This window comes from Citrobacter europaeus, from assembly GCF_037482245.1.
Taxonomy (GTDB): Bacteria; Pseudomonadota; Gammaproteobacteria; order Enterobacterales; family Enterobacteriaceae; genus Citrobacter; species Citrobacter europaeus.
Map to the genome: position 1 here is coordinate 2984893 of NZ_CP148084.1, position 11884 is coordinate 2996776.

At 50.5% G+C, this 11884-nt stretch carries 14 protein-coding genes; 6 read left to right on the forward strand and 8 right to left on the reverse strand.

From position 1 onward, the window contains the following. Window positions 1–356: 356 nt before the first annotated feature. Complete coding sequence (gene mntP / locus WHR59_RS14145; protein ID WP_043016042.1) at window positions 357–923, forward strand: manganese efflux pump MntP; 567 nt, start codon at window positions 357–359, stop codon at window positions 921–923. Here mntP and rlmA read toward each other — a convergent pair. From rlmA to mgrB, 6 genes are all read right to left on the reverse strand, one after another. Then, window positions 920–1729: a 23S rRNA (guanine(745)-N(1))-methyltransferase gene (gene rlmA / locus WHR59_RS14150; RefSeq protein ID WP_338843181.1), complete on the reverse strand. Its 810-nt coding sequence runs from the start codon at window positions 1727–1729 to the stop codon at window positions 920–922. The genes mntP and rlmA overlap by 4 nt on opposite strands. A gap of 63 nt (window positions 1730–1792) precedes the next feature. Then, window positions 1793–3538, reverse strand: a complete 1746-nt coding sequence (gene ftsI / locus WHR59_RS14155; RefSeq protein WP_043016040.1) for a peptidoglycan glycosyltransferase FtsI — start codon at window positions 3536–3538, stop codon at window positions 1793–1795. Between the two features lie 219 nt (window positions 3539–3757). Next, window positions 3758–3967, reverse strand: coding sequence for a transcription antiterminator/RNA stability regulator CspE (cspE, locus tag WHR59_RS14160; RefSeq protein ID WP_001062678.1), 210 nt, complete (start codon window positions 3965–3967; stop codon window positions 3758–3760). A 12-nt stretch (window positions 3968–3979) separates the two neighbouring features. Next, entirely contained in the window at window positions 3980–4123 is a 144-nt protein-coding gene (locus WHR59_RS14165) for a DUF2627 domain-containing protein (RefSeq protein ID WP_006684179.1), read from the reverse strand. Window positions 4124–4758: 635 nt separating this feature from the next. Next, the gene (locus tag WHR59_RS14170; RefSeq protein ID WP_043016039.1) at window positions 4759–5043 is read right to left on the reverse strand and encodes a YebO family protein; all 285 of its coding nucleotides are present in this window, start codon (window positions 5041–5043) and stop codon (window positions 4759–4761) included. A 74-nt stretch (window positions 5044–5117) separates the two neighbouring features. Further along, window positions 5118–5261: a PhoP/PhoQ regulator MgrB gene (gene mgrB, locus WHR59_RS14175; RefSeq protein ID WP_003034977.1), complete on the reverse strand. Its 144-nt coding sequence runs from the start codon at window positions 5259–5261 to the stop codon at window positions 5118–5120. Between the two features lie 164 nt (window positions 5262–5425). Between mgrB and WHR59_RS14180 the strand changes: the two genes are divergently transcribed. After that, the gene (locus WHR59_RS14180; RefSeq protein WP_221922386.1) at window positions 5426–5665 is read left to right on the forward strand and encodes a YobH family protein; all 240 of its coding nucleotides are present in this window, start codon (window positions 5426–5428) and stop codon (window positions 5663–5665) included. A 112-nt stretch (window positions 5666–5777) separates the two neighbouring features. Here the strand turns inward: WHR59_RS14180 and kdgR are convergent, their stop codons facing one another. Then, window positions 5778–6569, reverse strand: a complete 792-nt coding sequence (gene kdgR / locus WHR59_RS14185) for a DNA-binding transcriptional regulator KdgR (RefSeq protein ID WP_003833778.1) — start codon at window positions 6567–6569, stop codon at window positions 5778–5780. A gap of 174 nt (window positions 6570–6743) precedes the next feature. On the opposite strand from kdgR, the gene WHR59_RS14190 reads away from it, so the two are divergent. Continuing rightward, window positions 6744–8117: an MFS transporter gene (locus tag WHR59_RS14190; protein WP_338843183.1), complete on the forward strand. Its 1374-nt coding sequence runs from the start codon at window positions 6744–6746 to the stop codon at window positions 8115–8117. Window positions 8118–8167: 50 nt separating this feature from the next. Here the strand turns inward: WHR59_RS14190 and icd are convergent, their stop codons facing one another. Continuing rightward, window positions 8168–9418, reverse strand: coding sequence for an NADP-dependent isocitrate dehydrogenase (icd, locus tag WHR59_RS14195; protein WP_003030769.1), 1251 nt, complete (start codon window positions 9416–9418; stop codon window positions 8168–8170). A gap of 202 nt (window positions 9419–9620) precedes the next feature. Between icd and rluE the strand changes: the two genes are divergently transcribed. The 3 genes from rluE to mnmA are packed head-to-tail and all read left to right on the forward strand — an operon-like array spanning window position 9621 to window position 11879. Continuing rightward, window positions 9621–10244 (forward strand): 23S rRNA pseudouridine(2457) synthase RluE, encoded by a 624-nt coding sequence (gene rluE, locus WHR59_RS14200; RefSeq protein ID WP_043015994.1) that lies wholly within the window; start codon window positions 9621–9623, stop codon window positions 10242–10244. Window positions 10245–10257: 13 nt separating this feature from the next. Then, window positions 10258–10719, forward strand: a complete 462-nt coding sequence (locus WHR59_RS14205; protein WP_338843184.1) for an NUDIX hydrolase — start codon at window positions 10258–10260, stop codon at window positions 10717–10719. A 53-nt stretch (window positions 10720–10772) separates the two neighbouring features. Continuing rightward, window positions 10773–11879, forward strand: a complete 1107-nt coding sequence (gene mnmA, locus WHR59_RS14210; RefSeq protein WP_100194261.1) for a tRNA 2-thiouridine(34) synthase MnmA — start codon at window positions 10773–10775, stop codon at window positions 11877–11879. The last annotated feature ends 5 nt before the right edge of the window (window positions 11880–11884 follow it).

An 11884-nucleotide genomic window follows, 5' to 3' on the forward strand; every position in this document is an offset into this window, starting at 1 on the left:
CATAATGTTATTTGTTTTAACGTTTTATTGATCAATAAATCTAAATGAAAATCGTTTTCAATTAGAAGTCAAATATTATTTCTCCATTTCTTGTTTTATATTCTCAATATATGTTAAGGTTGCGCCCGTCGTTGGGGAGTAGCCGATTTCCAGACTCCGGAAATGTACGTGTCAACATACTCGTTGAAAAACGTGGCGCGTACGGACTGAACTTACAGGTTCCGTCAGGCGAGACCATAGGCACATCAACTGCATTGCATATCTGAATGGCGCTGTATTCACAGTGATTCCAGCCTGTATGCATGGTTACTGGGGGCAGTGATGTGTTTTATGGATACCCCGGTCAGGACGCTGTTATGAATCTCACCGCTACCGTTCTTCTCGCTTTCGGCATGTCGATGGATGCTTTCGCCGCATCAATTGGCAAAGGCGCCACCCTGCATAAACCTAAATTTTCTGAAGCACTGCGGACTGGCCTTATATTCGGCGCAGTTGAAACGCTTACGCCGCTGATTGGCTGGGGCATGGGGATGCTGGCCAGCAAATTCGTGCTGGAGTGGAACCACTGGATCGCCTTCATTCTGCTGATCTTTTTAGGCGGGCGAATGATAATCGAAGGCTTTCGTGACAACGATGATGAAGATGAAGAGCCGCAGCGCCGTCACGGTTTCTGGCTGCTGGTCACCACTGCCATTGCGACCAGTCTCGACGCGATGGCAGTCGGGGTGGGCCTGGCTTTTCTGCAGGTCAACATTATTGCCACTGCGCTGGCCATCGGCTGCGCCACGTTGATTATGTCCACGCTTGGCATGATGATCGGTCGTTTCATAGGCCCGATGCTGGGTAAGCGTGCTGAAATTTTAGGCGGGGTGGTACTGATTGGTATCGGCGCCCAGATCCTCTGGGCACACTTCCACGGTTAATTCAGGCGCTGCCAGATATGAATACTAAAGTCAGTCTGGCAGTCAAACTTCGTTTTACCCGCTAGCGTTTCCCACACTTCCGGCTTTGCCCGCCAGGCGAACGGCGTCATTTGCAATAACGCAACGGCCTCGCTGCCCTGAAGCTGCATCTGATACCCCAGCGCAATACTCTGTTGCAGCACAAAACCGTCCAGTTGCTCTGCGTGTGGCGCATGCAACCGCACCTCATCATAAATCAGCCCTTTCAGCTCCATCAAATGACGCGGACCCGGCGTGGCGGTGATTACCCATCCACCTGGTTTTACCACGCGGGCCAACTCTTGCGCTTTACAGGGCGCGTAGATCCTGATGATGGCATCCATTGACTCATCTGCAAACGGCAGACGATGGCTGGAGGCAACGCAAAAGGTCACCTGCGGATAGCGTCGGGCCGCGGCTTTAATTGCTACTTTGGCGACATCAAGACCAAAAGTTTTACAGCCCGCCAGCGCATCAGCAAGCGCATGGGTGTAATACCCTTCCCCACAACCAATATCCAGGATCGCCGCATCTTCTGTAATCTGCCTCTGTGTGAGCGCATCCACAATAGCATCACGCAGCGGCTGATAGTGTCCGGCATCAAGAAATGCCCGTCGCGCCTGCATCATCTCAGCGCTGTCACCCGGATCGCGCGATCGCTTATGCTGAACCGGCAGTAAGTTGACATACCCTTCTTTCGCCACGTCAAACTGATGCCGCTCCGGGCAGACAAAACTGTTATTCACTTGTGTAAGAGGCTGGTGGCAAAGAGGACAGGAAAACGACATGACAACTCCGGCTGATGATTTAAGGGCGCAAGTGTAACGCGAATCGCGCCCCTGGAAAATAACTTACATCGACGGCGAGGATACGCTACTGCCGTGCATCACCAGCAGATGATCGGAGTCGGCAGGCATGCCGTCCGGTTTGACGTTTTCCAGACGCAGGACATCGCCCATAATCTGGCTGAAAACAGGCGCGGAGACTGCCCCCCCATAATATGCACCGTTTTGCGGGTTATTAATCACCACGACCAGCGCGAATTTCGGGTCGCTCGCTGGCGCGACGCCCGCCGTATAGGCCACGTATTTATCGACATATTTGCCATCATCGCCAATTTTCTTTGCCGTTCCGGTCTTAACCGCTACGCGATAATCTCTGACTGCAGCCTTGGTTCCCCCGCCACCAGGTAGCGCGACGCTTTCCATCATATGTTCAACCTGGTGAACCAGCGCCTCCGGCATCACCCGTGTACCTATTACCGGCGGATCGATACGCGTAATAGAAAGCGGGCGGTAAATACCGAAGCTGCCGATGGTGGCATACACATGCGCCAGCTGGAGCGGCGTCACCATTAACCCATAACCAAATGCGAAAGTTGCCCGGTCCAGATCGCTCCAGTAGCGACGTTGAGGCATTAAACCGCTACTTTCCCCGGTTAACCCCAATCCGGTTGGATCGCCAAAGCCAAAGCTTTTATAGGTATCGAGGAGTTTCTGTACCGGCATTGCCAGCGAAAGGTGTGATACGCCGGTATCGCTGGATTTCTGCAAAATTCCGGTCAGGGATAACTCCGGGTAAAACCCGACGTCGCGGATGCGATGTCCATCAACGTTAAAAGGATGGGTATCGATCACGCTGTCCGGTTGCACAATCCCCTGCTGTAGAGCGGTCATGATCACCAGAGGCTTAACGGTTGAGCCGGGTTCAAAGGTGTCGCTAATTGCACGGTTACGAAAATCATCCAGGACCGCACCATCACGATTATTGGGATTGAAGTCGGGAAAGCTTGCCATGGAAAGTATTTCGCCGGTGGCAATATTGACCAGAACAGCGGCCCCGGATTCCGCCTTATTCCACGTTACGGCATTATCCAGCGCGTCTTCAGTAACCGTCTGCAAACGCTCATCAATGCTGAGCTGTAATTCATGCGCCGGTACCGGCATCACTTCGGTGATATTTTCGATGACATGGCCAAATTTGTCTTTCCGTACCAGGCGGGAGCCGGGTTTGCCCATCAGTTGGCTATTGAAGCTTTTCTCCAGCCCTTCAATACCCTGCCCGTCAATGTTGGTGAAACCAATCAGATTAGCTGCAACATGTCCGGCGGGATAAAAGCGACGGGACTCTTCACGCAGATTGATCCCCGGTAGATCCAGTTTATCGACCCATTCAGCCTGCTGAGGAGAGATTTGACGCGCCAGGTAGATAAACCGCCCGGCCGGATTGCTGTTAACGCGTTCAGCCAGCGTGGTGAGCGAAATATGCAGCGTCTTTGCTAACGCTTGCCAGCGTTCGTTATAGCCAACACCACCCTTGCTAACGATCGTCTTCGGATCGGCCCAGACGGCGTTAACCGGAACGCTAACCGCCAGCGGTCGCCCTTCTCTGTCGGTAATCATTCCGCGCGGCGAAGCGATGGACACCTCACGTAAGGAACGCATGTCTTCCTGTTTGACCAGATTCGTCGGCGTAACAATTTGCAGCCACGCAACCCGACCCAGCAGCAATCCAAGACTCAATAATATTGCCACGCAAAGCAGGGCAAAACGGACGGGAGTAAAATTGCGCGCATCTATGTCGTTTTTCTTTTTCACCTGGACTCCCGCATGATAGTTTTTCAGGTGACTGATTTAACGGGAAATGCCGTAAGAAAGCGGGGAAAACTATGCTACGAACATCACGCCTTTGCAACAAAGCGCTAATGGATGGTCATTCAGTAATATTTTGACGTAATTTGAATTAAAAAGCCCCGCATAAGCGAGGCTTTATATCTGAATTGGTTGCGCCTGAGCGCTTCAAATCAGTGGTATCGATCAGATAGCTGTTACGTTAACAGCAGCCGGACCTTTCTGGCCGTCCTGAATTTCGAACTCAACGTTCTGGCCTTCAGCCAGAGTTTTGAAGCCGTTACCCTGGATAGCGGAGAAGTGTACGAACACGTCTTTGCTGCCATCAGCCGGAGTAATGAAGCCAAAACCTTTAGACTCGTTGAACCACTTAACTTGACCTTTAATCTTTGCCATTTGCAAAATTCCTTAGAGTATTTTCTTCGCCCGCGGGCATAACATAGATAAAACTGAGACATTACTGCTTGAGGCACTAATATAAGGTTCGGCAGAGAAGCGGTATTCAACGTCAACGTGTTTACTCAGGACTTCTTTACTGAAAATGCCACACATAAACAGAACTGTACCTCGTTTAACCCAAAACGTGTTATCACATACAACGTAAATAATGGCAAGCCATTTTTAAACGTGTCTCGATCGGTCGCACAAATCCCGTCGTTCATCAAACAGCAACTGCACAGTTATGCGCCATCTCGAGAAGAGATATATTCACGCGCCTCCCCTCTTCCCCCGCCTGGCTTGCGCCAACACTGGGACATTTCTACCATAGCTCAATAGCTTCGGTTGTTCCAGGTTATCTGTTACGGGTTCTGCCAGATATCATTTTTTATGCTTAGTAATGCATAAAATGTCACAAGCGTAAAAATGAGATCCGCCTTCTGGTTTTGCACCAAAATAATGAAAGAATGATGACAAGGCACAAAAAAAGTAAGAGAAACGTTTCGCTGTTAATAAGACGATCGTTATCACAAAAATGACATAATCATATTTTTAACGTATGGGAGATTATATTTATATCAGACCGGGGATAAGATATTAATTAGTCGGAGCATCTGAAAATACTGAGAATACATACCGGTCCGACCGCTAATTGCAGGACGAGGGTAGAAGAAAATAGTCTGACGCACTGATGACAGGATGAAGCAACTGAGAACAACATCAGCAGTACCTCATCCTGCCAGACTTTTTTACCGCTCAGCTACCAGGCGAATGATGTCATCGTCTTCATCCCTGGCGGGCTCTGCGGTAGGTTCTGCAGCTTTCTCGGGTTCATTAGCTTCGCAAAGGCGACGGAGTAAAGCATTCTGTCTTTTTTGCTGATCTAACAATGCCTCAAGCAGCTCAATCTGCTCGTTAGTACGCGAACTTGCCCGATTGATGAAAAACCAAAGAACAAGCCCGACAATCAGAACCACCACCGATACCGCTAAAGACGCAAAACTTAACGCGCCAGAATTCAAAACTTCGTTCATTTCACCACCTCAATGTAGACAGTGTAGTTTACCACTGCCGCACAAGAAGGTAATCAACTGTTGCGAAAATGCGCTTACCAGGGAATAAATTTATTGATGGCACAAATACCACTGAAAAATTGTACGTCCTGATCGCACATGATGTTGAACACCTGCGCCCACATCAGTATGCATACCAGCACAACAACAATCAGCACTACCCAGCGAATTTTTTTCACTCCAGCTCCACTCTTCAACCCTACATCTTATGTCTATAAATTATCATGCGTTACCTAAACCCAGCGTTAACTGTATCGGCATTCAATCTTTTTAGGAATGATTGACTTGTTTCATCCCGTGTACAGGCTAATCTAAGAATAACGAGAAAAGATAAGAGGTTGAAATGCGTCTGATTATCCGCGCTATTGTGTTGTTAGCTGTGGTTTGGATCGGTTTATTACTGAGCGGCTATGGAATTTTAATTGGAAGTAAAGAGAATGCTGCCGGTCTGGGCCTGCAATGCCAATATCTGACCGCCCGCGGAACCAGCACCGCACAATACGTCCACACCAATAGTGGTATCATTGGCCTGTCGGATTGTCCCCTGCTCAGGAAAAGCACGGTCATAATCGATAACGGTTAATATCGCAGCAATACATTCGATACGTTATTTACGCTTGGTAACGTTATGACTGTTCACAAAAAACCCCGGGTACAAAATACCTGGGGTTTTTAGCATTCGCGATTACGTCAGATTAGAACGGATAGTCGTTATAGCCCATTTGTTCTGAAATCTTACGCGCCGCCGTATGCAGCATCGCCACATACTCGTGTAAACGCTCTTCTGAGAAACGCAGCGTTGGGAATGAAATACTCAGACCCGCAATCACCACGCCGAAACGGTCAAACACCGGTACGCCGATGCAGCGCAGGCCTTCTTCCTGTTCTTCGTTATCTTCGCCGTAGCCCTGCTCACGCACTTTATCCAGCAATACCAGCAATTCATCAGTATTCGTAATGGTACGATCGGTACTACGTTTGTACTCAATGCCATCCAGAATCTGCTTCACTTCATCGCGGTCACGCCATGCCAGCAGAACTTTACCGATAGCCGTACTGTACAGCGGATTACGACGACCAACGCGGGAATACATGCGCAGATTGTACATGGAGTCGATTTTGTGGATGTAGACAATGCTGTCTTCATCCAGCGCACCGAGGTGTACTGTTTCTTTCGTCAGACGCGAAAGTTCGCGCATCTGGATATCAGCACTACGGATAAGATCGACGTTTTGCAACGCGCGCGCGCCCAACTCGAATAATTTCAGGGTCAGCGAGTATTTCTCAGACTCACCTTCTTGTGCCACATAACCCAGCGTTTTCATGGTCTGCAAAAAGCGATAAACGGTGCTTTTCGACATCATGACGCGTTGCGACAATTCGGTAATACCAATTTCGCGCTCTTCACCCAGCGCCTGCAGAATGCCAAAAACTTTCAGCACGGAAGATACAGAATCGGGTTGCTTATCCAGATCTGCGATTGCCATTTATCACCCCTTTCGAGTGTTTTATAAAAATCAGAACCGGTTTTTATTATAATTTCACGTATCCCCCCTCGCAATCGCTCTTTGCTTACTTAGTTACAAATCTGCGACCTAACGCCTGAATATCAATGCTAAAATTATTATTCTCATCATAAATTCCGACAATATTGACTTCCTATGGAAAAAACTCAGACCGATGGTCTGCCATTGCCCCAGCGATATGGAGCAATTTTAACCATTATTATTGGCATCTCTATGGCAGTGCTCGACGGCGCAATCGCGAACGTAGCCCTGCCAACTATCGCAGCCGATCTTCAGGCCTCACCAGCCAGCTCAATCTGGATCGTGAACGCCTATCAAATCGCGATCGTGGTTTCGCTCCTGTCGTTCTCTTTTTTAGGTGATATGTTCGGTTACCGGCGCATTTATAAGTGCGGCCTGGTCGTGTTCCTGCTGGCATCGCTATTCTGTGCTTTGTCAGATTCGCTGCACATGCTGACACTGGCGCGCGTCGCTCAGGGTTTTGGCGGCGCGGCGCTGATGAGCGTCAATACGGCATTGATCCGACTCATTTATCCTCAGCGTCAGCTTGGACGAGGAATGGGGATCAACTCCTTTATTGTCGCGGTCTCTTCGGCAGCGGGTCCGACCATTGCCGCAGCAATTCTCTCTGTTGGCTCGTGGAAATGGCTGTTTCTGATCAACGTCCCGCTGGGAATAATAGCCCTGCTTCTGGCTATGCGTTTTTTGCCACCCAATGCGTCCCGCGGTAATAAACCACGCTTTGATCTGCCAAGTGCGGCCATGAATGCCTTGACGTTTGGCTTACTAATTACCGCGCTCAGCGGGTTTGCACAAGGGCAGTCGCTAAAACTGATTGGCACCGAGCTTGTGGCGCTTATCGTGGTGGGTTATTTCTTCATCCGCCGTCAGCTTGCGCTGCCGGTTCCGTTATTGCCGGTCGACCTGCTACGCATTCCACTGTTTTCACTCTCGATCTGTACCTCGATATGTTCCTTCAGCGCACAAATGCTGGCATTGGTTTCCCTGCCCTTCTTTATGCAAACGGTACTTGGCCGCAGCGAGGTTGAAACGGGGCTGCTACTGACGCCATGGCCACTGGCAACCATGGTGATGGCTCCGCTGGCGGGATATCTGATTGAACGCGTTCACGCCGGACTGTTGGGCGCGTTGGGCATGGCGGTAATGGCAAGCGGGCTGTTTTCGCTGGTGCTGCTGCCCGCTTCTCCCTCGGATGTTAATATCATCTGGCCGATGATACTGTGCGGCGCGGGTTTTGGCTTGTTTCAGTCACCGAATAACCACACCATTATCACCTCCGCGCCGCGTGAACGCAGCGGTGGTGCGAGCGGTATGCTGGGGACGGCGCGCTTGCTGGGTCAGAGTACCGGAGCCGCACTGGTCGCGCTGATGCTAAACCAGTTTGGCGACAGTGGCACCCACGTCTCGCTGATAACCGCTGGCATTCTGGCCTCGCTGGCAGCAATCGTGAGCGGCTTACGTATTACGCAACCGCGAGTTAAGGCATAAAAAAAACGGGAACCACTCGGTTCCCGTTCTCATACAACCCAGGATCTGGATTACATGTTTTCGATGATCGCGTCACCAAACTCTGAACATTTCAGTAGCTTAGCGCCGTCCATCAGACGTTCGAAGTCATAGGTTACGGTCTTGGCGTTGATTGCGCCTTCCATACCTTTAACGATCAGGTCAGCCGCTTCAACCCAACCCATGTGGCGCAGCATCATTTCAGCGGACAGAATGATGGAACCTGGGTTCACTTTATCCTGACCTGCATACTTCGGTGCAGTACCGTGGGTTGCTTCGAACAGCGCACATTCGTCACCGATGTTCGCACCCGGTGCGATACCAATACCACCAACCTGTGCGGCCAGCGCATCGGAGATGTAGTCGCCGTTCAGGTTCATACAGGCAATCACGTCATATTCAGCCGGACGCAGCAGGATCTGTTGCAGGAACGCATCTGCGATAACGTCCTTCACCACGATCTCTTTACCGGTTTTCGGGTTCTTGATTTTCACCCATGGACCGCCGTCGATCAGTTCACCACCGAATTCTTCACGCGCTAACTGGTAACCCCAGTCTTTGAACGCGCCTTCGGTGAACTTCATAATGTTACCTTTGTGTACCAGGGTAACAGAATCACGATCGTTAGCGATGGCGTATTCGATCGCTGCACGAACCAGACGTTTAGTCCCTTCTTCAGAACACGGTTTAATACCGATACCGCAGTGTTCCGGGAAGCGGATTTTCTTCACGCCCATCTCTTCGCGCAGGAATTTAATCACTTTCTCGGCATCGGCAGAGTCCGCTTTCCACTCGATACCCGCGTAGATATCTTCGGAGTTTTCACGGAAGATGACCATGTCGGTCAGTTCAGGGTGTTTAACCGGGCTAGGCGTACCCTGGTAATAACGCACCGGGCGCAGGCAGACATACAGGTCAAGTTCCTGACGCAGGGCAACGTTCAGAGAGCGAATACCGCCGCCAACTGGTGTGGTCAGAGGGCCTTTGATGGCAACACGATATTCACGAATCAGATCAAGGGTTTCAGCAGGCAGCCAGACGTCCTGGCCATAAACCTGAGTGGATTTCTCGCCGGTGTAGATTTCCATCCAGGAGATTTTACGCTCGCCTTTATAGGCTTTCTCGACAGCAGCATCGACAACTTTGATCATCGGTGGGGTTACATCAACGCCGATACCGTCGCCTTCAATGAACGGGATAATCGGATTTTCAGGAACGTTGAGTTTGCCGTTTTGCAGGGTGATCTTCTTACCTTCCGCCGGAACAACTACTTTGCTTTCCATTCACCTCTCCTTCGAGCGCTTCTGGTTCTGCTCGTCTGTCATCACGCTGCATGTGCGTTTGCGTCCTGCTACACGGATGCGTTAGAGCAACTTTTTGTTAATGATTTGTAATGAGCGTGTCAATACTACCCTATTGTTCGCCGCCATGAAAGACACTCGTTCTTAGGCTATAATGCGGCAATTGATATAATCTGAAAATACCATGCAAAAAACTTCTTTTAGAAATCACCGGGTTGAGCGATTCAGCTCACGACAAGTCACTAAGCAGCGTAAAGAAAACCAGCCAAAACGCGTGGTTTTGTTCAATAAACCCTACGATGTTTTGCCACAATTTACTGACGAGGCAGGCAGAAGCACGTTAAAAGATTTCATTCCCGTACCAGGAATCTATGCCGCTGGCCGACTCGATCGAGACAGTGAAGGTCTTTTGGTGCTGACCAATGACGGCGCGCTGCAGGCGCGGTTAACGCAACCCGGCAAGCGCACGGGGAAGATTTATTACGTTCAGGTTGAGGGAGAACCTACGCCCGAAGCGCTGGAAGCCCTGCGCACTGGCGTGACGCTCAATGATGGCCCCACGCTGCCTGCTGGCATTGAGGTGGTAGAAGAACCCACATGGCTATGGCCGAGAAACCCGCCTATTCGGGAGAGGAAAAATATCCCCACCCGTTGGCTGAAAGTGACTTTATATGAAGGCCGCAATCGCCAGGTACGTCGTATGACAGCACATGTTGGATTTCCTACGCTGCGCCTTATCCGCTATGCCATGGGAGATTACACGCTGGACAATCTCGCCAATGGCGAGTGGCGGGATGCAACTAACTGAATAAGGAACAGGTATGTTCAAACCACACGTTACGGTCGCCTTAATTGTGCATGCAGAAGACAAATTTTTAGTCGTTGAGGAAACAATCAATGGCAAAGCCCTGTGGAATCAACCTGCTGGGCACCTGGAAGCGGATGAAACTTTAGTGCAAGCCGCCGCTCGCGAGCTGTGGGAAGAGACAGGTATCAAAGCACAGCCACAACATTTCATTCGAATGCATCAATGGATTGCGCCAGACAAAACGCCCTTTTTACGTTTTCTGTTTTCTATCGAGCTTGCCAATATGTGCGCTACTGAACCTCATGACAGCGATATAGATTGCTGTCGCTGGGTCAGCGCGGAAGAGATTCTTTCAGCACCAAACCTGCGCTCGCCGCTGGTTGCCGAGAGCATTCTCTGTTATCAGAGCGGACAGCGCTATCCACTGGCGATGATTGGCGAATTTAACTGGCCGTTTACAGAGGGTGTCAAGTAAAGGGCTGCGTGCTAGAATATGCCGCCTTGAAGTTCAATGTCGTGAGTATTCCTATGTCTGAAAGCCCAAAAAAAGTGATCGTCGGCATGTCCGGCGGTGTCGATTCCTCCGTTTCTGCCTGGCTGTTGCAACAACAGGGTTATCAGGTAGAAGGCCTGTTCATGAAGAACTGGGAAGAGGACGATGGCGAGGAATATTGCACAGCGGCTGCCGATCTTGCGGATGCGCAGGCGGTCTGTGACAAACTCGGCATTGAACTGCATACCGTTAACTTTGCCGCAGAATACTGGGACAACGTCTTTGAACTGTTCCTTGAAGAGTACAAAGCGGGCCGTACGCCGAACCCGGATATTCTGTGCAATAAAGAAATCAAGTTTAAAGCCTTCCTCGAGTTTGCCGCCGAAGATTTAGGTGCCGATTACATCGCCACCGGTCACTACGTGCGCCGCGCCGACGTCGACGGCAAAAGCCGCCTGCTGCGTGGGCTGGATGGCAACAAGGACCAGAGCTATTTCCTCTACACGCTCGGCCATGAGCAAATCGCGCAAAGCCTGTTCCCGGTAGGTGAACTGGAAAAACCACAGGTGCGTAAAATTGCCGAAGACCTCGGTCTGATTACGGCCAAGAAAAAAGACTCCACCGGCATCTGCTTCATTGGCGAACGTAAGTTCCGCGAGTTTCTTGGTCGTTACCTGCCGGCTCAGCCAGGCAAAATCATCACCGTTGATGGCGAAGAGATTGGCCAGCATCAGGGGCTGATGTACCACACTTTGGGTCAGCGTAAAGGTCTGGGTATTGGCGGAACGAAAGAAGGGACAGAAGATCCATGGTATGTGGTGGATAAAGACGTTGAGAACAACATTCTGGTTGTCGCTCAGGGTCATGAACACCCGCGCCTGATGTCCGTTGGCCTGGTGGCACAACAGCTGCATTGGGTTGATCGCGAAGCGTTCACCGGCACAATGCGCTGCACGGTGAAAACCCGCTATCGTCAGACCGATATTCCGTGCACCGTTAAAGCGCTGGATGCTGAGCGTATTGAAGTCATTTTCGACGAGCCAGTCGCGGCGGTAACGCCGGGTCAGTCGGCTGTCTTTTACAATGGTGAAGTGTGCCTCGGCGGCGGCATTATCGAACAACGATTGCCTCTGCCGGTATAATTACT